The following is a 19,193-nucleotide window of genomic DNA, read 5'->3' as shown; positions in this document are numbered from 1 at the left end:
GGGTAATGTTAGGAATTTCATTTATCCTAACCTCCCCCTATACAAGGCATATTAGAAACGATTAACTCTAACTTAATACCTCATTAACAGTTGCACTGTCCACAATTTGAATAAACTTCTTAACCTTATCGTTCTCATCAAACTTATAAAGATGACAAAAATCTGCTACAAATGACTTACCTGTAGCTTTATATGTTCCACTATATTTTCCATACACAATAACAGTATTGTTATTAAAAGTATAAATTTCATCTTTAGCGCTATAGTCATCCCATTCCGTGCCAAGACGTTCATGTACATTTTTCACTACTTCATCTGGACCTATATAAGTACCTGCATATGGAAACCCAGCAGCTTCTGTCCAAGATACATTTTCACTTAAATACGTTTTGAACGCATCCAATTTCCCTTCGCCAGTTAACACATACGTTTCATGTAATAGTTTTTGATATTTATTCATATCATTAACCCCAAGGCATTTCTTTTGTTACAACTTTTGCACTTAATTCTAATACACCTTTATTTGCATAGTCTGGATATGCTGCTTCAAGTTTTGCCACAAAATCTTTTGAAGTTCCACTTTCCTCAGAAGCTTGAACCGCAGTTCTTAGATAATCCATTGTCGCAGTAAGTGCTTGATTATTTAGAGATTTTTCGATTGATCCATGGCTTGGTACAATTATGTCAGCATGTAATGCTTGTAACACTTTCAAGTTCTCAATCCACGCCTCCATCGCCGCTTTTGAACTAGTATCCGCTAAGAATACATGTATTTCGTTAAATACATCAATACCACCAATTAATACTTTCAGCTCTTTATTAAATAAGCTAGTTCTGTAATGATCTAAGCCTACTAGTTCAAATGTTAACCCCTGAAAATCAATTGTGTTTTCTTTAAACACTTGAGGTAATACCACGTTACTTGGTGCATTTTCTCCAAGGACGTCTTTCCAAACTTTTAATTTCCCTAAGACAGAATGAACGATATGTTCAACAGTAGACTCCGTAGCATACGCTATAGCTTCTGGGTAAGCAGCTTTAATATTTTCTAATCCAAAGTAGTAATCAGGATCCCCATGAGTAATAAAGATTTTATCTAAAGATAAGTCATTTTTTTTCAGATACTCAACAATTTCTTTCGAATCAGATTGAGTAAATTTTGAGTTTATTAAAAATGCATGTCCTGCTTTCTCAACTAATGTTGCTGTGACCATAAAGCTTTTTTCGTCCGAACTAAACACCGTTAATTTCACATCTTTTTGATTTGTATCGATTGTTTTAAACATAGTATGTTATTCTCCTTTTGTTAAAGTTATTAACTAATTATCATATTTTTATCTTGTTCCGATAAAATCTCCCACTCCCATTCATCTGAAAGTGTAATAGTACTGGCGAATATTCCGGAGATGAATGTCAGGTGGCCTAAGATAACATGTTTGCTACTATATCCTAAATTTTCTTAATATAAATTTTTAAAACGCGCTTCAATTTTATCCGGCGTCATTACGCCACCACCAATAGGAATAATTTGATTATCCTTTTGTAAAAGTAAGGAAGGATAGCTATTAACACCAAGCTGTCGAACTTTATTGAAATCATTTTGGACATCTATTATTGTTTCTTGAGCGTTTAAACGTTCTAATACTTGTTCAGGGTCCAAACCATGCTCGATTGCAATTTTGCGATATGTTTCAGGATCACTCAGACTTTGGCCCTCATAATAAAACGCTTTTTGCATAGCCGAAGTGAATTCTAATAAACGGTCTGGCGCTAATGAGCGTAAAGCTAAAAAGCCAATTGCAGCATCTTTCGAATTCATTTTAAAAGTCCCTTCCTCCACCAATTTTTGATATGAAGGACCAAATTCAGCACCTGTAAGTTGATTAATTCTTTTATTTCCTTCTTCTATATATGAGAAGTTTTTCATTGGTAAATTATCTAAAAATAACCCTCCACATAAAACCGTTAATGGCACTTCAGTGTGGTTTTTGTAAAATCCTTTAATACTTTCTGAAAAACCATAGCACCATCCACAATATGCATCCCATACGTAAATAAGGTTATCTTGTTTCGTCTCCATTTAAATCTCCTACCTTTTTTTTATTATCCAGCTCAACTAAATTTTTGGTTTATATAAGTACATCTTTTTATACCTTGTTCTTTTTTAGATACCTTACTATATTTCCCCAAAACTAATATTTCCAAAGAAAGATCCACCAATGTTTTTAACAAAAGATAACGTTGCACCTTATTGCCCCGTAACAGAAAATACTAAAGCTTAGAATATGCATTGATTTGAATGTGTTAGTAACTTTCTACACCGGGTGGCAACGTATGGACCACCATCCTTAATTAAATATATAAATCATATTTTTAGCAGATATTAGTTGTAACTAAATTGATTACATCTTTATGTAACTATTTTAGTTACAACCAATATAGAAGTCAATTCTTTTTTTCGAAAACATTAAATTTCTACATTAATCTACAACCAATCCCACTCTTTAAAAAAATATATCAACGATTATTCGATTATATCGATCGTAACTCCGAATATATCAACGTTTCGACACAACATATCGATTTACCGACAAATTTCGAGCGCGTTATCTCCTAAACTAACAACCAATCCCACATCACGTTCACCTACAAAGAAAAAAAGCACCAGGTCCCCCCAATGCTTTTCCTCAAATCTAAAACAAATGACAAGCCACCTGATGCCCCTTCGCAATCTCCACCATTTTCGGTACTTCCTGCGCGCATTTTTCAGTGGCGAATTTGCAGCGCGTTCTGAATTTGCAGCCGGATGGTGAGTTTAGTGGGCTTGGTACTTCTCCCTCTAGGATGATCCGTTCTTTGCCTGTGTTTGTTGGATCTGGTTCTGGCATAGATGAGAGTAGTGCTTGTGTGTATGGATGTGCCGGTTTTGTGTATAGGTCTTCACTATCGGCAATTTCTACTATGTTTCCTAGGTACATGACTCCAATTCGGTCTGATATGTGCCTTACCATCGATAGGTCATGTGCGATGAATAAGTATGTGACTCCTGTTTCTTCTTGAATGTCTTGCAGCATGTTTACGACTTGTGCTTGGACTGAGACATCGAGTGCTGAGATTGGTTCGTCACATAGGATAAAGTCTGGTTTTACAGATAGTGCGCGCGCGATGCTAATGCGCTGGCGCTGGCCTCCACTAAATTCGTGCGGGTAGCGATATAAGTGTTCTTCTTTTAATCCTACCTTTTTCAGAAGGTCTAAAATGATTTCTTTTTGTTCTTCTTTTTCGTAAGATCCGTGAATGTTCATTGGCTCGCTAATAATTTGGAATACGTTCATTGCCGGGTTTAATGATGCGTATGGATCTTGGAAAATAATTTGCATTCGTTTTCTATATTCTTTTAGTTCACTTTCTTTTAAACTTGCGATATCTTTTCCGTCGAATAAAACGTTACCTGAAGTGACATCGTGTAAACGAATGATGCTTCTTCCTGTCGTTGATTTTCCGCAACCTGATTCTCCTACTAATCCGAATGTTTCACCTTTTTTAATGGTGAAGCTAAGGTCATCGACTGCTTTTAATTGCTCTGTTTTTCTGCCAAATAGTCCTTTTTTAATAGGAAAATACTTTTTTAAGTTCCGAACTTCAATTAAGTTTTCTTTATGCATGGAAATCACCTACCGCCCTATCATTTAACCAACACATGGAACGTCTTTCGTTTCCGATTTCAAAATATGGTGGACGTTCTTTTTCACAAATATCCATCGCATGCGGGCAACGCTCTGCGAATGGGCAACCTTGTGGCGGGTTTAATAAGTTTGGTGTTACACCTTGAATAGGAGCGAGTCTTTCTTTTACGCCGTTCGCTATTTTTGGCAGAGAGTTTAATAGCCCTTTCGTATATGGATGATTCGGCGATTGGAAAATATCAAGTACAGGTCCTTCTTCCATAATAAGCCCGCCGTACATAACGATGACGCGCGTACAGTTTTGCGCGACAATTCCTAAGTCATGCGTAATAAGAAGTAACGCCATATTCGTTTCGTTCTTTAAGTTTTTCATTAAATCTAGTATTTGCGCCTGTATCGTTACATCAAGTGCAGTCGTCGGCTCGTCCGCAATAAGAAGGTCAGGGTTGCAAGACATCGCCATTGCGATCATAACTCGCTGCTTCATACCACCGCTTAGTTCATGCGGATATTGTTTTACCCTTTCTTCTGGCGACGAAAGGCCGACTTGTTTTAACAAGTTAATCGCGATCTGCTCTGCTTCTTTCTTTTTCACTTTTTGATGACGTATAATTACTTCCATCATTTGTTTCCCAATTTTCACGACCGGATTTAGCGCTGACATTGGGTCTTGAGAGATAAGTGAAATTTGATTTCCTCTAATAGAACGCAATTCTTTTTCAGATTTAGAAAGTATGTTTTCATTATGAAAAAGGATTTCCCCTTCTTTCACTTTTCCTGGTGACGTAACGAGAGACATAACAGACTTCGCCATTACACTCTTCCCGCTTCCAGATTCCCCAACGATACCGACTACTTCTCCTTTATTTAAGCGAAATGTAACGCCGCGAACCGCTTCAACTTCGCCACTTTCTATGAAAAAAGAAGTCTTTAAATTTTTCACTTCTAGTAGTTTTTCAGACACGCTTCTCACTCCTTTCACTTAACACTTTAGTTTTCATGTCCGGCTCCTTTTGGTGCGAAAGCTTTCTTCAATGCTTCACCAATTACGTTAAAACTAAGTACCGTTAAAAGGATAAGGAATCCTGGGAATAGTGTTAAATACCAAGCTTCACCAATATATCCTTGCGCATTGTTTAGCATGCTGCCCCAAGAAGAATCTGGTTCTCTAATACCTAAACCTAAGAAACTAAGTGATGATTCCATTAAAATCGATGTCGCAATCGTTAATGTCGCAATCGTTAATGTCGCGGCGATAATAATGGTTGATAAAATGTTAGGAATGATATGTCTTACAATAATCATAAGTGATTTTTGTCCTGATACTTTTGCGTATAAAACGTACTCACGCTCTTTTACAGATAACGTTTCTGCCCTTACAATGCGCGCGGTGTCCATCCATGTTAGTAATCCGATAATAAGAACTAACGTCGTAATTCCTGGTTTTAAATACGCATTTAATAGTAGCATTAAAAAGAATGATGGAATTGACATCAGTACTTCAACAACTCGCATTAAAAAGTTGTCTAACTTTCCGCCAAAATATCCGCTAATTGTTCCAACTGCAGTACCGATTGTAATAGAAACAACCATCGCAAGGAAACCGACCGCAAGTGAAACTCGTCCGCCATATAACGCTCTCGTTAAGTAATCCCTTCCGTAATCATCCGTTCCGAAAGGATGACTCATACTTGGTTCTTGTAAGCGATCTGGAATCGACATTTTGCTAGGATCGTACGGCGATACGAATGCGAAAATTGATGCGACCGTTAAAACCGCAAGTATAATAACTCCCATTGCAACAAACTTATTTTTCGTAAAGCTATGTTTTATCGTTTGAAATCTCCTATTATTCATTCCAAATCACCCCCTCATTCGAATGCGCGGATCTACTACGCCATATAAAATATCAGCAATTAAGTTACCGAGAATTAACATGAATGATGATAGTAATGTAATTGCCATGATAATCGGATAATCAAATCTAAAAATAGCATTTACCCCAAGTGAACCAAGACCCGGCCATGAAAATACTGTTTCCGTAATAAATGCTCCGCCTACTAAACTTGGAATCGATAATCCGAAAATTGTAATGATTGGTATTAATACATTTCGAAGTACGTGATTAAATAAAACCGTTTTCTTTGAAGCACCGTACGCATATTGAATTTGTACATATTCTTCTTCTAATTGCTGAATCGTACTTGAACGAATATATCTCATATAAACAGATACGTTTTGGAACGCTAACACCATACAAGGTAAAATGCCGTGTTGCACAATATCCCAGACAGAATCTTTACCTACGGTGCGCATACCCATACTCGGAAGTAGGTTCAATTTTAAAGAGAATAAGTAGACTAACAGTAGTGCAAACCAGAAAACCGGCATAGAAATACCAACGTATGAAATAAAGTTTACAATGCGGTCAAAGAATGAATTCTTTTTCACACCTGTAAATAGTCCAAGCGGTATTGCGATTACGAATGAGACGAGTAAAGATGATCCCATTAATCCAATTGTTGCAGGTAATCTTTCTGTGATAAGTTCCAAAACAGGACGATGATTTTGAAGTGAATAACCAAAGTTTCCTGTTAAAATATTTTTTAACCATAAAAAATACTGCACGTAAATTGGTTGATCTAGTCCTAAACTTTTACGAATACGCTCCACATCAATTGGACTCATGTTTGGCGTGACAAAATTTCGAACAGGATCCCCCGGCGCTAGCTTTATTAATAGAAAAGAAATAATAGAAATAACAAATAAAAGCGGAATTGCATTTAAAAGCCTCTTCGCAATTACTTTATACACAAACTTCCCCCCTCAAGCTAAAGAAGCTGATTTCCACCAGCTTCTTTATTGTTTCTTATTTCACTTCATAAATCTTAGATAGATCTTCAAACATTGTGACAGGAATTGCTTTCGCTTCTTTTAATCCATCAAACTTTTTATCTACTGCAATAACTGCTTTCGGATACGCGATTGGTAGATAAGGTACGTCTTCTCTAGCTGTCTCTTGAATTTTATGGTATAGCTCTGCGCGTTTTGTTTTATCTGTCTCAACTGCAGCTTCTTCCCATAACTTATCGAAATCAGCGTTTTTATATCGTGCATAATTGTATTCAGCATTGCTTAAGAATAAGCTCTTATATGAATCTGGCTCAGGTCCCATTATGTAACCACCAAATGTAATGTCATATTCTTTATTCTCTTTATCTAAGCCTTTTTCACTTGCCGCACTAGCATCTAATGCATTTAGTTCAACTTCTAAGCCAACTTCTTTTAATTTTTGTTGTGTATATAACGCTAAGCTTTCCATAATTTTATTATTCGTTACATACATCACACGTACTTTTTCCTTATCTTTCACGCCAGCTTTTGCTAATAAATCTTTCGCTTCTTTTTTATCATACTTATAGTCTTTAATATCTTTCGCATAATACATAGCGTCTGGCGTTAAGATTGAATTTGCTGGTTCTGCAAATTCACCTGAAACGAATGCTGAGTTAATCATTTCTTTTTTATCTAACGCATGCGCAATTGCTTGACGCACTTCTTTTTTCTTCATAAGATCAGTATTCATGTTATAAGATAAGTAGAATAATCTACCTTCAGGGAATGTCACCATTGAGAAGTTCCCAGTGCTATCTAATTTCTTAAAGTCTTGCGGCTCAATCATCTTCATGTTGATTTGACCATTTTGCAGTGAAACATTTGCTGTATTACGGTCTTTTACAACTCGGTATACGATAGAGTCTAATTTAGCTTTCCCACCTACATAATCATCGAATCGATCTAATGCAACGTACTCATCTGATTTATATTCTTTAAACTTAAACGGACCTGACCCTACAGGTTGTAAGTTTTTCTTACTCTTCGCTAAATCTGCTTCCCCTTCAAATACATGTTTCGGAATCGGGAAGAAATCATTCATCACACCTTCGAAAGATGCGCTTACTTGTGGTAAAACGAATTGAGTTGTTAACTCATCTACCTTTTTCACCTCAAGCGGCTTTCCTTTAAAAATAAAGTTTTCACGGCTTGAGCTATTTTGCTTCTCATCTAAAATAGATTGGAATGTAAATGCAATATCATCTGATGTAATCTTCTTACCGTCATGCCATTTCAAATTATCCTTTAACTTCAGTGTCCAAGTTAATTGATCTTCTGAAGGCGTAAAGCTCTCAGCAAGAACAAACTTTTTCTTACCGTCTTCCATATGATATAGCGGCGCATATAAAGCTTGCTGCACAGTTAATGACACACGATCATTCGCATAAAGCGGATTCATCGTATCTGGATTATCGCTAACACCAATCGTTAACGCCCCTCCGTCTTTCGGAGTCCCTGATTTACTAGTTCCTGCTTGCTTCGAATCTTTTTCCCCTGAACAAGCAGCTAATGCAATAAATAATAGTAGGACAAATGGTAATACAAACAACTTCTTCTTCATATTTCGACCCCTCTCGACTATTTACACCTATAAGAAAACTCGGAATTAATACCGAGTTTTCTTATAGGTTTTAAATTACCACTACCGGTATGTATTGTCAAACTTTTTCGCAAAGGTAGAAAGTTTGTAATCTATTAATGCATTCTTGCGATAAACTATATTTATGCGGAGGAGAAAATAAAAAGACCACGAATAAGTAGCCTCATAAAATGAGTTAAAAAACTATCAACTTACAGAAAATCCCTCTAAAATGATTGTTTTATATGATCTAAAATGTAGAATGAAATTAAAGACAAAAAACACATTTAGGAGGTTATCATGACATTTGATGAATTGAAAAAAAATAAACCAACAACCTCATGGGTTGAGTATGATGAAGATGGGGAATTTTTTACTGAAGAAAATATAAGTGCAACAAATACAGTTCTTGACACTTACATTAACAATTTACAGCGATTAGGAGAGAATCCAACCGAAGTCGAAGTAATGCAAGTTGTTAAAGAGGTAGTTATTAAATTAAATGAATTAAATATCGAACATGACCATTTTATCGAAACAATGGAAAGAGAAGATCTCTATGAATTTATCGATACAGCAGCACGAATAGCTGGCTTAGAATCCGAGGAAGATATAACAGAAGAATGGCGTGAATGGTAAAAAGTTGCACCTCTAATAATTAGAGGTGCAACTTTTTTCATATACCAATCGTATGAATGATTTGATGTCCGCGCAGAATTCATATATTTCAACATAATATTAAAAGGCTTCAATTATAAATACTAGCACACCCATCCCGACAAAAAAGACCACCAAAAGGCAGTCTCAAAACTCAATCTTATTCCCCATCCCTTGCTCCACCGCTTTCTCATACAAATACTTCGCAACGATAATATCTACTACCGCTAAACCAACTGATTTGAAAATAGTAATCTCTTCATCATTTTCGCGTCCAGCTTTTTCTTTGCTTATAATTTGACCAAGTTCAGCGTGAATGGCGTTTGCTTTGAATAGACCCTCTTTTATCGGAACTTGAAGGTCTCCTGTTTCGTCTAGTGCTGCTTCTTTTGATTCGACTACTACTTTGTTTGCGCTTGTGATGGCGTGTGAGGGTAGTTCTTGCATGCTCGGTCTGAATGAGCCGACGGCGTTTACGTGGACGCCTTTTTGTAGTTTTTCTGAGAAGACTGGTGTGGTTGCGTTCGTAGTTGTGACGATGATGTCTGCTTCACGTATTGCTTCATTTGGATCCCTGTGAACGTAAGCAGGTTTACCAAATTTCTCTTGTATATATTGCGCAAATGCATACGCTTTTTCTTCTGTGCGATTGTATAAGATGACTTTTTCGATATCTCTAACCGCAAATATTGCTTCGGCAATTCCTTTCGCTTGTTCACCCGTGCCGATAATGCATAAAGTTTTTGCGTTATGACGAGCTAAATATTTTGTCGCTACTCCTGATAAGGCGCCTGTTCGGATCATCGTTAAGTACGATCCTTCTAGAAGTGCGAGCGGTTCTCCCGTTTGAAAGTCTGATAGCATTACAATCCCATTGATCGTTTTCTTTCCTATCTGTTTATTTTGCGGGACTACCGTTACTATTTTTACTCCAAGTGCCTCAAGTCCTTCCGCTACTGAAGGCATAATTAATGCCGTATTTTGCTCGTTCGCAAATGGTAATGAGCCTCTTATTGGTGTAATCGTTCTTTCTGCGGAAAATTCTTTTAAAGCAAGCGCCGCGTATTCAATAACTTCATTCATATTTACTAAGTTTCTTTGTTCGTTCGCGCTTATAACTAGCATATCTTTCCACCTCCTCCTTCTATCCTAACAAAAATCCCCGTTTCAAATCATCTCTCGGGTCTACAACGAACTGATGAAATCCTGTAATAAAGGCATGCCCGGTTACTTTTGGAACGACAGCTTCATATGTATCTACTGCGGTTACCGACAATACTTCCCCCTCGAATTTCCCGTCAGTAATGCATTCATGGACGGAAATTTCTCCCTTTTGTAAAGCATCTTTTTCAAAAAGAGTTGCGATTCTTGCGGAAGTTCCTGTACCGCAAGGAGAACGATCTACTTGCCCATCAGCAAAGATTGTTACATTTCGTAAAGTTGCGTCTTCCCCTTTCGGTTCATCTGAAAAGATAACGCCGTATATTCCTTTCAATCCTTCTTCAAGTGGATGTTTCACTTCCATTTTGCTCTCTAAATAATGTTTAATTTTACCGCCCCACGTTTGAATAGCGGGCAAGTCTTTAAAATCAACTTTCAAACCAAATTCTTTACAGTCTACAACAGCGTAAAATGCTCCTCCAAACGCGATATCTACTTGGAATTCATAGTTATCTATTTTAATAGAAACGTCTTTTTTGTATACAAATGAAGGAACATTTTCAAATGATACAGATTCTACTTCACTCCCGTTATATTTTGCATACGCAATAACTTCTCCGGCTGGGCTATCAATAATGAACTTTTGTTTTTCACCCTTTACTTCAAACATGCCTGTTTCAATTCCAACTGTAATGACAGCAATAATGCCATGACCACACATCGTACTCCATCCTTCATTGTGCATAAATAAAACACCAAAATCAGCGTGGGCACTTGCTGGCGGTGTAATGATACAACCGTACATTCCGTGATGCCCTCTCGGTTCATACATCAGAATTTCACGAAGGTAATCCAAATGTTCCATACAGTATGCGCGTCTTTCCAGCTGCGTTTCCCCTTTTATTTCTGGCACTCCGCCCGTAATAATTCGAAGCGGCTCCCCAGCTACGTGTGCATCAATCGTTGTATATATTTTACTAACCTTCATTTCTATCTCTCCCCTATACGTTGATACTATTTCCAACGCAAGTATCATGCCAAATCGTATAGCATTACTTTTTTCAAATCCTCTCAGTAATGTGTATTCTTTTTTCAACAAATTCATATACAACTGTCTACTTTTTTATACACGGCTTGGACGTTACGTTATAAAACACCTCGATAACTTTGCAATTCCTCTCGTACACACATGTAGGATTCCTTTTACCATTATTATTTTCAATGTAAAGTTACTTCGCCCCCCAACATATACTGTTCAAAAGCAAAAAGGAAGTGATCCCATGTATTACGGAACAAAGGGCTGGTACGTAGCTGAACTAAAAAAATTAGGCGTACGCTATCATGAAGGACGAAAACTAGAAAGTTACCGCGGGCACATATTACGCAATTTATTAATCGCACAACAAGAGAAATTAAAAGAACAGTAATAGACTCCTATCACAATATCAACTTATCGCCGCCTACAAACTGCCAATCAATCACACATCAAACTACACTAAAAAGGTCACCCAAACGGGTGACCTTTCTTTCTTATTCACAAACAAGAATTTGTCTAATAAATGATCCTTTTCTTGTAATACAGCGATCTGTAATTTCAAATCCTGCTTCATGGATCATGTCGTCCATTGTCTCCATCGTTACAACGACTACCTTTTTAGCGATGCGGCGCGCACTTGAAAGAATGGAGAGCTGGTCTTCTGGTGTGGCGTGCGTAAATAGATCGTACGGCATATCGATAATGGCAACGTCGTAGTTCTCAGTAATTTCCTCGATTGGTCCTTTTGTTACTGTTCCTTCAAATCCGAAATGTGCGATATTTTTTCTTGTTCCAAGAACTACAAGTGGATTTATATCTCTACCAACGATGTTAATCCCCATAGAAAGTGCTTCTACTACTACTGTTCCAATACCGCAGCACGGGTCAATTGCTCGTACTCCCTCTGGATTTGGTACAGCGATATTTGCAACTGATCTCGCAACACGTGTGCTAAGTGATGTCGAATAACTATGCGGTTTTTTTATGTGATGATACCAAACTGGTTCGCTTTCTACATAGTGCCCGAAGTACCAGCGTCCTCCAAGAGGAACAATCCCGAATACACGCTCTGGATTACGAACATCCGCTTCTCCTTCAATATGCATGCCAAGGTCTCGTTCAATAAGACGTCTTTCTCCATATTCAATTTTATTTTCTCCAACGAGGTCATTGATTTTAACGAAGATAACTTTAAACGACGCCCCCGCTAAATCAATTTGTTCCACTTGTTTTAAAATGCTTTCTAAGTCGTCCCCTTCATACATAACTTCAATTCGCTCTTTAATAAACGCACTTCTACTCGGGTCAATTTTGACATCACTTTTTAAAATATTAACGTGGGACTCCATTCCAAAGAACGAGCGCATTTCCAAGTAACATAAAGCACGCTCCTCCTCACGAAATGCATACGTATATATACAGGCAGGTGTTTTACTATGATTATTCAATCTATTATCATCCTCTATCGTTTAAAATTGTTATGATTACAATTACTCAAATACTTTTGTATATAAAATTAAATGATATCATATGCCGGAAATAAAGAGAAACGTTAATAAATAAAAGAGACTGCCAATGGCAATCTCTTATTATTTATTAACGGAAAGAAGACACGTTGTTACCCATTTCTTCATAGTAATCTAAAATGCCTTGATAAATTGCTTCCGCTGCACGTTGTCTCCATTCTTCAGTAGCTAGTTTTTCACCTTCACCTTTAGCATCGATGAAACCTAGTTCAGCTAAAATAGCAGGCATTGTATTGTATTTCACTACATAGAAGTTTTCTGTCTTTACACCTCTATCATTTGATTGAAGTGCTTGTACTAAACGTTTTTGTACTTTTTCTGCTAGTACACGGCTTTCTTCTGAGTTTGGATTTGTTGCTGATCTGTAGTAGAACGTTTCTGTTCCTTCTACTTGTTCATTAAACCCGTTTGCATGAATACTTACGAAAATATCACCTTTATTTTCTTGTGCAAATTCTACACGTTTTTTCAAAGATTCACCAGGGGTATTTCCCGGACGCGTATCATCATTACGTGTTAATAAGACAGTAAATGGTGTCTTTTGTTCAAATAGTTTTTGTACACGTAAAGATGTATCTAATACAATAGCACTTTCATCCATTTTCACACCAGAATGCCCTGGATCAACTCCACCATGACCTGGATCAATGATAATCGCTTTTCCTTCTAAGAAGTTACCTTGCTTCACTGGATTTAATTGATTTTTATTAACCCATTGAAAACCAGCGCCCATGCGGATACGAATCCAGCTGCCGTTCTCTTCAATAACAGTTACTTGCTGTGCGTTATGTGTTCCCATTACTTTTGAAGAAGAAGAAGCTTCTGCATAAGTAGTGAATCCTTCATTAATAACCTCTGTTTTCTCTACTAAAGGTGTCCATTTATCACCGTTACTTGTTGCAATTTTGATCCATCCATCTCGTTCTTCTTTAATTTCAACCGTTTGTGGATTATGCTGATTCGCACTAATCCCAGAACTTAATGATGGTGCGTGATATGTAATGAATTTTCTATCTATGTACATTTTCTTTGTTTCTACTGGACGATCACTATTCTTACTAAATTTATCTGTTTGCGCAGTAAGTTGAGCTGCTTGTTCACGCGTAATAGAATCATTCGGTTTCCAGCCATCCTCTGTACCTAAAGAAAGTTTTAATTCTACTAAAATATTAACTTCTTCTTTACCCCAATGATTCTCTAAATCAGCGAATTTTGTAGGAACTGGTCCTGTTACTTTGCTTTTCAGATTATATGCTCTTACAAGCATAGCTGCCATTTCAGCACGAGTTACTTTTCCTTCAGGATCAAATACTCCTGGTTCTCGCCCTTTAATAATATTCTCTTTTTCCATGGCTGCAATAAATGAAGCTGCCCAATTATTTTTTGCATCATTATAAGATGGCTTTGCATTCGGATCTACTTTAGCACCAATTGCTGTTGCGATAATCTTTGCTGCCTGGGCACGTGTTAAATTTCCGTATGGCATAAAGTTACCATCTGGCATACCGTTAATTACATTTCTCTCTACTAAATAATAAATTGCGTCTTTCGACCACGCACTATCTGAAACATCAGGAAATTTCTTCGTTTCTGCTAAACTACTAATTGGATGTGCTAGTAAATTTGCTGCTAATAAACCTGCGGCTATTGCTTTGTACTTCATGAAAAATAAATCTCCTCTCAAAACTTCATATTCATACAATTTTTTTATTCAAGCTAACTAAAAAATATTAACTATTAATTAATTCCTTTCATAGTGTATAACATTATATATCTATAGTAAATACGTTTCCGGCCGTATAACAAAAATCGCATATATATAACTTATAATGAATGTATATAAAATAAAACTTTAATCAACCCACAAATAGCAGGATAAAAAAACAATTAGGACATGTCTCCTAATCGCTTTGCCAAATAAAAAGCTGATTAAAAATATTATTTTTAATCAGCTCTCTATTATCTATGAAATTATTCTTCAATTAAATTAGACATTACATATGCATACACTAATGCTTCTGTATGCGCAATAGAACTTTCATGTGTACGTTCAAATGCGTGAGAAGAATCAATACCCGCTCCAATTAACGCATGTTTCACATCAAATCCCGCGCGAATCGCAGCTGATGCATCAGATCCGTAGTATGGATAAATATCTATTTTATATTCAATATGATTCGTTTTCGCAAGCTCTACTAAATGTTTACGCAGTGCGTAATGATACGGGCCGCTAGAGTCTTTTGCACAAATAGATACTGTATATTCATCAGATGTTTGTCCATCACCTAACGCTCCCATATCAACTGCTAAGTATTCAACAGTTTCTTCTGGAATATTAGAATTACCACCGTATCCAATCTCTTCATTATTAGAAATTAAGAAATGCGTCGTATATGGTAATGTTACGTTTTCATCTTGTAATCTTTTAATTAATTTTAATAAAATCGCAACACTTACTTTGTCATCTAAATGACGTGATTTTATGTATCCACTCTCTGTAATTTGAACGCGCGGATCAAATGATACGAAGTCTCCTACTTCAATTCCTAATTCGCGTACTTCATCAGCTGAAAATACGCGCTCATCAATACGAACTTCAATATTTTTCTCATCGCGTTTTGCTTCACCTGCATCTTTATATACATGTACAGATGTTTGATGCATTAAAATCGTTCCTGTATACGTCTTGCCACTTGATGTTTCAATTTCGCAATATTCCCCTTCTACAGAGTTCCAGCGAAATCCACCAATCATAGAAAGACTCAGGCGACCATCAGGCTTAATTTCTTTCACCATCGCACCTAACGTATCAACGTGTGCCGTTAATAAGCGGTGCTGCGCATCATTCTTCCCTTTTACCGTTAAAATAAGAGCGCCTTTATTGTTACGCTTCGTTTCTACGTTCCACTCACTGACATAGTTTTCAATGAAATTAATAATTTTTGCTGTATTTCCAGATGGACTCGGAATAGAGACAAGCTCCTTAATCAGTTCCATCGTTTCTTTCGTATGATGTGCCATTGTCGTTTCCTCCTCATTTTCTCTACTATTCAGTATACAAAATTCGCCAGAAAACCTCTACTTATATAGCTTAATTTTCTAAATTGTAGTAAAATTCTTTTTAGTATACAAAAGGAGTCCTGAAATATGAATATATCAAAAAAATATATACACATTGCACTCATTTGGTTTTTAGCATCATTATTTTGTTTACAAATCTCTTATGCCATTCATACTACTACTTCTATTACAATCGGCTGGATATTAACAGCTATCTTCTTCATTATTAGCTTCATTGCAACAAAAAAGCATAGCGTTACTCATTAACGCTATGCTTTTCCTATAAAACTATTCTTCTGAAACGTCTAATAAATAAATACCTCTTTCAAATCCACCGCGCTCTACTTCTTTTTTCTTACGAAGGCGTTCTACATCTTCAATCGATGCACCTTCTGCACGTGCTAATGAAATGATAACTTCTAGCGCATCCGCAAGAGAATCTAGCGCATGTTCGCGTTCTTTCATAGAAGCAAATTCACGAATTTCTTCCGTTCCAATTTTCGCTAAAGCTTGTATGTATGCTTGCCCTGTTAATTTTTGTGCTGTATACGTTTTTCCAGACATTAAAATCTTCTCTGGAACACGATCTCTTACTAACTTGTTATATGCTGACATCATTCATCCTCCTATATTTAATAACATCCGAGCTCTCCTTTATAGAAAAACCATTTTTTCTTCACGCACGCACTTAACATATCAATTCCTGATCCATGTGCTCTTACATGTGGAAAGAAATAGTGCTCTAAGTCTTCGTCCTTACCATATAGAGTTTGATACTCATCTGGAATCGCTTCTTTTTTCACATCTTTTTCTTTCGTCACCCCATCAGAAAATGCAACACTTGGATGTCCCTCAAAAAACAACGCAGTCCGAACTGCCAAAGATGGTGTACTATGCAAAGCAGAATATGTAAGCAAAATAATAGTAATAACACCGATCATTTTCTTCATGTATTACTCCTTAAAAAAAAGTGCTAACACAATTATACTAAAATGTGTTAGCACTTTCTCCCCTTTATCCCGAATTAACGAGCTAATAATCAGTGAGGAATGGACAAAATCCTCACTTCACTTTATTCCCCTTTAAATGCTGGTAAACGTTTCTCTAAAAACGCAGCAATTCCTTCTTTATGATCCGCTGTTTGTCTCATTGCATATTGACCACGCTTCTCTAATTGCAATGTTTGCTCTAAATTAGAGCGATTTACTTCACATAAAATTTGCTTCGTTTGAATCATTGCTTTAATCGGTTTTTGTGACCATTCATTAATTTTTTGCTTCACAGCCGTTTGGAAATCTTCGCCGATTACTTCATCAATTAAGCCGATATCAAGCGCTTCTGTCGCTGATAATTTCTTGCCTTCCCAAATAATTTGCTTCGTCATATTTTCACCGACGCGCTTTTGAAGGAAGAAATGACCGCCTCCATCTGGAATTAAAGCGATTCCAATAAAGTTCATCGCAATAACAGATGATATATCCGCCATTACATAATCAGCTGTTAACGCAATACTTAACCCAAGACCTGCAGTTGGTCCATGAATTGCACTAATAACAAGCTTTGGCATCGTATATAACGTCACGACAACTTCAGAAATAGTATTCATAATGCCATCAAACTTACTTTCATCATTACTTGAAAGCATCGATTTAATATCCCCACCCGCAGAAAAACCACGGCCGTTCCCACATAACACAACGATATGCGCAGAACTTTCCGCTACTTCTTTCAACTTTTGTAATAACTCTTTTAATGTCGGCTCATCTAACGCATTTAACACCTCTGGGCGATTGACCATAACTGTTGCAACGTGGCCTTCATATTTCACAACGACAGATTCTGTTTTACTTGTTATTTCCATTATATATACCCCTCTTTTCTCCATAAAGATTATACTTATATAATTATAGAGAACCATTGAAAAATCCTTCTTTTTTCTCAATTTTCTGTCTAATAATCTCGCAATTTGTACATATACCGTATAAAACATACAATTCCGTTGAAAAATATAGAAATTAAAGTCGGTTTATCCATGCTTTTCATCTATTTACCATTACAATGAAATGGTGTATTCTTAAGTTTGATAAAAAAACAAATATTGAAATTCATTCGCCTTACTATGTAAAAAAGGCTTTATACCCATCTTTTGGGTGTTGTAATAAAGGAATGAAGAACTGGAGGAACATATGGTTAATAAGTTGAAACAAACGGATAACTACTTCCCACATTTCCTATTGCTATTCATTGTGTTTCAACCAATTTTAGATTTATTAACATCTTTTTCAATCTATATACTACACATGAGCGCAACAGTTGGAGTTGTAGTCCGTTTCGCCTTTATGCTTCTTGCATTAGGATACCTACTTCTTCATCACAAACAACAAGATGCGAAAAAGTACATCCTCTATTTATGTTTACTCGGAATCGCACTCGCAATCGGTCTTGTAAATAATATGATGGTTAAATCTCCAGTTTCATTTGGAGAAGAAGTTAAATTCATTTTAAAGAGCGTATATCCAATTGTGCTACTGTTTGGATATATTATCGCCTTTAAAGAGCTAAAAAATAAAGAGTATGTATTTCATAAAATCATTACATATTTCTTATATGCAACTTTAATTTTAAGCATCACAATGATTGTCGCAATGCAAACTGGAACGGATTTCCCAAGCTATCCTCACTCAAAAATCGGTTCAAGAGGTTGGTTCTTCGCTGGAAATGATTTAAGTTCTCTTTTCGCCATTATGTTCCCAATCATTGTCTTATATTCGATTCATAAAACAACTTCTTTCTCGAAAATATATTACTGGATTCCAACAATACTTGCGATGTATGCAAGTATTATGGTCGGAACGAAAGTCGGATATGGCGCAATTGTTATTACATTAGGCGTAGCACTTTTCTTCTCATTCATTGAGTACATGATAAATCGTAAAAAAGAAGGAAAAGGATTCACACATATTATAAATACCGTTGTTGCAGCTGTTATACTAGGAGGTTTAATTGCTCTTACACCGCATACTCCTATCGCAAAAAATATGGGCATTCACATGCAAATATACGAATACAAAAAATCAGTACAAGAAGAAAAAGATCGAAAAGAAGGAAAAGTAATTAAAGAAGATCCAGAAGATGCAAAAAAACATGCAAAAGGTGAACTTACAGATTCTGAAGTAAAAAGTTTAATTTACAGCGATCGCGACAAATTCTTAAAAACATACAAACAGTACTATAAAGACGCACCGCTTTCACAAAAACTATTCGGAATGGGTTACGCTGGTAACTACACAGATAAAATTAAATTAATTGAAATGGACTTCCATGACCTATTTTTCGCATTTGGAATTGTCGGTTTCCTTATTTACTTAATACCACTTCTATACTTTGGTATTAAATTATTCATCCGCATGATCACAAACTTTAAGAAAATCATGACTGTAAAGTATATGCTATTAGCGAGCACACTCATTCTATCACTTGGCATTGGCTTTATGTCTGGCCACGTATTAACAGCGCCAGCCGTTAGTATTTTCTTCATTGTTATTCTCGCTTATATCATTGTTGATTTTGAAATTGAATAGAAAGAAGGTGCT

Annotated in this window: 20 protein-coding genes; 4 read left to right on the top strand and 16 right to left on the bottom strand. The window is 36.4% G+C overall.

Going from position 1 to position 19,193, the window contains the following annotated elements; all coding sequences use genetic code 11:
- Positions 1-67: 67 nt before the first annotated feature.
- The 8 genes from DN400_RS10355 to DN400_RS10320 form a co-directional block, all read right to left on the bottom strand.
- Positions 68-460: a nuclear transport factor 2 family protein gene (locus DN400_RS10355; RefSeq protein ID WP_001046367.1), complete on the bottom strand. Its 393-nt coding sequence runs from the start codon at positions 458-460 to the stop codon at positions 68-70.
- A 4-nt stretch (positions 461-464) separates the two neighbouring features.
- Complete coding sequence (locus tag DN400_RS10350) at positions 465-1,286, bottom strand: MBL fold metallo-hydrolase (protein WP_061660959.1); 822 nt, start codon at positions 1,284-1,286, stop codon at positions 465-467.
- A 173-nt stretch (positions 1,287-1,459) separates the two neighbouring features.
- Positions 1,460-2,080, bottom strand: coding sequence for a DsbA family protein (locus DN400_RS10345; protein WP_065228378.1), 621 nt, complete (start codon positions 2,078-2,080; stop codon positions 1,460-1,462).
- 613 nt (positions 2,081-2,693) lie between these two features.
- Positions 2,694-3,665 (bottom strand): ABC transporter ATP-binding protein, encoded by a 972-nt coding sequence (locus tag DN400_RS10340; protein ID WP_065228377.1) that lies wholly within the window; start codon positions 3,663-3,665, stop codon positions 2,694-2,696.
- Positions 3,658-4,650 (bottom strand): ABC transporter ATP-binding protein, encoded by a 993-nt coding sequence (locus DN400_RS10335; protein ID WP_003312720.1) that lies wholly within the window; start codon positions 4,648-4,650, stop codon positions 3,658-3,660. Before DN400_RS10335 ends, DN400_RS10340 begins: the two co-directional genes overlap by 8 nt.
- A gap of 26 nt (positions 4,651-4,676) precedes the next feature.
- Entirely contained in the window at positions 4,677-5,543 is an 867-nt protein-coding gene (locus tag DN400_RS10330; protein ID WP_147801666.1) for an ABC transporter permease, read from the bottom strand.
- 6 nt (positions 5,544-5,549) lie between these two features.
- Entirely contained in the window at positions 5,550-6,500 is a 951-nt protein-coding gene (locus DN400_RS10325) for an ABC transporter permease (protein ID WP_000278778.1), read from the bottom strand.
- A 55-nt stretch (positions 6,501-6,555) separates the two neighbouring features.
- Complete coding sequence (locus DN400_RS10320; protein ID WP_046392390.1) at positions 6,556-8,142, bottom strand: ABC transporter substrate-binding protein; 1,587 nt, start codon at positions 8,140-8,142, stop codon at positions 6,556-6,558.
- A 318-nt stretch (positions 8,143-8,460) separates the two neighbouring features.
- Between DN400_RS10320 and DN400_RS10315 the strand changes: the two genes are divergently transcribed.
- Entirely contained in the window at positions 8,461-8,799 is a 339-nt protein-coding gene (locus tag DN400_RS10315) for a hypothetical protein (RefSeq protein ID WP_000141782.1), read from the top strand.
- A gap of 165 nt (positions 8,800-8,964) precedes the next feature.
- Here the strand turns inward: DN400_RS10315 and DN400_RS10310 are convergent, their stop codons facing one another.
- Both DN400_RS10310 and DN400_RS10305 read right to left on the bottom strand, forming a co-directional pair.
- Positions 8,965-9,942: an ornithine cyclodeaminase family protein gene (locus DN400_RS10310; protein ID WP_065228376.1), complete on the bottom strand. Its 978-nt coding sequence runs from the start codon at positions 9,940-9,942 to the stop codon at positions 8,965-8,967.
- Between the two features lie 19 nt (positions 9,943-9,961).
- Positions 9,962-11,014, bottom strand: coding sequence for a proline racemase family protein (locus tag DN400_RS10305; RefSeq protein ID WP_139062864.1), 1,053 nt, complete (start codon positions 11,012-11,014; stop codon positions 9,962-9,964).
- Positions 11,015-11,174: 160 nt separating this feature from the next.
- On the opposite strand from DN400_RS10305, the gene DN400_RS10300 reads away from it, so the two are divergent.
- A complete protein-coding gene (locus DN400_RS10300; protein WP_100910561.1) occupies positions 11,175-11,405 on the top strand; it encodes a YflJ family protein in 231 nt (76 codons plus the stop codon).
- A gap of 103 nt (positions 11,406-11,508) precedes the next feature.
- Here the strand turns inward: DN400_RS10300 and DN400_RS10295 are convergent, their stop codons facing one another.
- From DN400_RS10295 to DN400_RS10285, 3 genes are all read right to left on the bottom strand, one after another.
- Entirely contained in the window at positions 11,509-12,462 is a 954-nt protein-coding gene (locus DN400_RS10295; protein ID WP_065228374.1) for a TRM11 family SAM-dependent methyltransferase, read from the bottom strand.
- A 148-nt stretch (positions 12,463-12,610) separates the two neighbouring features.
- Positions 12,611-14,203, bottom strand: coding sequence for an N-acetylmuramoyl-L-alanine amidase (locus DN400_RS10290; protein ID WP_065228373.1), 1,593 nt, complete (start codon positions 14,201-14,203; stop codon positions 12,611-12,613).
- A gap of 308 nt (positions 14,204-14,511) precedes the next feature.
- Positions 14,512-15,561 (bottom strand): M42 family metallopeptidase, encoded by a 1,050-nt coding sequence (locus DN400_RS10285; protein ID WP_147801665.1) that lies wholly within the window; start codon positions 15,559-15,561, stop codon positions 14,512-14,514.
- A 126-nt stretch (positions 15,562-15,687) separates the two neighbouring features.
- Between DN400_RS10285 and DN400_RS10280 the strand changes: the two genes are divergently transcribed.
- Complete coding sequence (locus tag DN400_RS10280) at positions 15,688-15,867, top strand: hypothetical protein (protein WP_001027083.1); 180 nt, start codon at positions 15,688-15,690, stop codon at positions 15,865-15,867.
- 21 nt (positions 15,868-15,888) lie between these two features.
- On the opposite strand, the gene DN400_RS10275 is transcribed toward DN400_RS10280, so the two are convergent.
- The 3 genes from DN400_RS10275 to DN400_RS10265 all read right to left on the bottom strand — a co-directional run bounded on the left by DN400_RS10275 (position 15,889) and on the right by DN400_RS10265 (position 17,485).
- On the bottom strand, positions 15,889-16,215 hold the full coding sequence (locus DN400_RS10275; RefSeq protein ID WP_001277348.1) for a nucleoside triphosphate pyrophosphohydrolase: 327 nt from the start codon (positions 16,213-16,215) through the stop codon (positions 15,889-15,891).
- Between the two features lie 17 nt (positions 16,216-16,232).
- On the bottom strand, positions 16,233-16,550 hold the full coding sequence (locus DN400_RS10270; protein ID WP_065228372.1) for a hypothetical protein: 318 nt from the start codon (positions 16,548-16,550) through the stop codon (positions 16,233-16,235).
- Between the two features lie 122 nt (positions 16,551-16,672).
- A complete protein-coding gene (locus DN400_RS10265; RefSeq protein ID WP_001999174.1) occupies positions 16,673-17,485 on the bottom strand; it encodes an enoyl-CoA hydratase in 813 nt (270 codons plus the stop codon).
- Positions 17,486-17,786: 301 nt separating this feature from the next.
- Between DN400_RS10265 and DN400_RS10260 the strand changes: the two genes are divergently transcribed.
- Complete coding sequence (locus DN400_RS10260) at positions 17,787-19,181, top strand: O-antigen ligase family protein (RefSeq protein WP_065228371.1); 1,395 nt, start codon at positions 17,787-17,789, stop codon at positions 19,179-19,181.
- The last annotated feature ends 12 nt before the right edge of the window (positions 19,182-19,193 follow it).

Origin of the sequence: Bacillus sp. AR8-1, assembly GCF_008042345.1 — a bacterium.
GTDB classification, from domain to species: Bacteria; Bacillota; Bacilli; order Bacillales; family Bacillaceae_G; genus Bacillus_A; species Bacillus_A cereus.
Note: the sequence above shows the minus strand (reverse complement) of the source record. Positions and strands in the feature narration are given on the sequence as shown.

Bases quoted from the DNA above. Each gene is read 5' to 3' on its own strand.
- DN400_RS10355 (WP_001046367.1), bottom strand. From the start codon at position 460: ATGAATAAATATCAAAAACTATTACATGAAACGTATGTGTTAACTGGC.
- DN400_RS10350 (WP_061660959.1), bottom strand. From the start codon at position 1,286: ATGTTTAAAACAATCGATACAAATCAAAAAGATGTGAAATTAACGGTG.
- DN400_RS10345 (WP_065228378.1), bottom strand. From the start codon at position 2,080: ATGGAGACGAAACAAGATAACCTTATTTACGTATGGGATGCATATTGT.
- DN400_RS10340 (WP_065228377.1), bottom strand. From the start codon at position 3,665: ATGCATAAAGAAAACTTAATTGAAGTTCGGAACTTAAAAAAGTATTTT.
- DN400_RS10330 (WP_147801666.1), bottom strand. From the start codon at position 5,543: ATGAATAATAGGAGATTTCAAACGATAAAACATAGCTTTACGAAAAAT.
- DN400_RS10320 (WP_046392390.1), bottom strand. From the start codon at position 8,142: ATGAAGAAGAAGTTGTTTGTATTACCATTTGTCCTACTATTATTTATT.
- DN400_RS10315 (WP_000141782.1), top strand. From the start codon at position 8,461: ATGACATTTGATGAATTGAAAAAAAATAAACCAACAACCTCATGGGTT.
- DN400_RS10310 (WP_065228376.1), bottom strand. From the start codon at position 9,942: ATGCTAGTTATAAGCGCGAACGAACAAAGAAACTTAGTAAATATGAAT.
- DN400_RS10305 (WP_139062864.1), bottom strand. From the start codon at position 11,014: ATGATACTTGCGTTGGAAATAGTATCAACGTATAGGGGAGAGATAGAA.
- DN400_RS10290 (WP_065228373.1), bottom strand. From the start codon at position 14,203: ATGAAGTACAAAGCAATAGCCGCAGGTTTATTAGCAGCAAATTTACTA.
- DN400_RS10285 (WP_147801665.1), bottom strand. From the start codon at position 15,561: ATGGCACATCATACGAAAGAAACGATGGAACTGATTAAGGAGCTTGTC.
- DN400_RS10280 (WP_001027083.1), top strand. From the start codon at position 15,688: ATGAATATATCAAAAAAATATATACACATTGCACTCATTTGGTTTTTA.
- DN400_RS10275 (WP_001277348.1), bottom strand. From the start codon at position 16,215: ATGTCAGCATATAACAAGTTAGTAAGAGATCGTGTTCCAGAGAAGATT.
- DN400_RS10270 (WP_065228372.1), bottom strand. From the start codon at position 16,550: ATGAAGAAAATGATCGGTGTTATTACTATTATTTTGCTTACATATTCT.
- DN400_RS10265 (WP_001999174.1), bottom strand. From the start codon at position 17,485: ATGGAGAAAAGAGGGGTATATATAATGGAAATAACAAGTAAAACAGAA.
- DN400_RS10260 (WP_065228371.1), top strand. From the start codon at position 17,787: ATGGTTAATAAGTTGAAACAAACGGATAACTACTTCCCACATTTCCTA.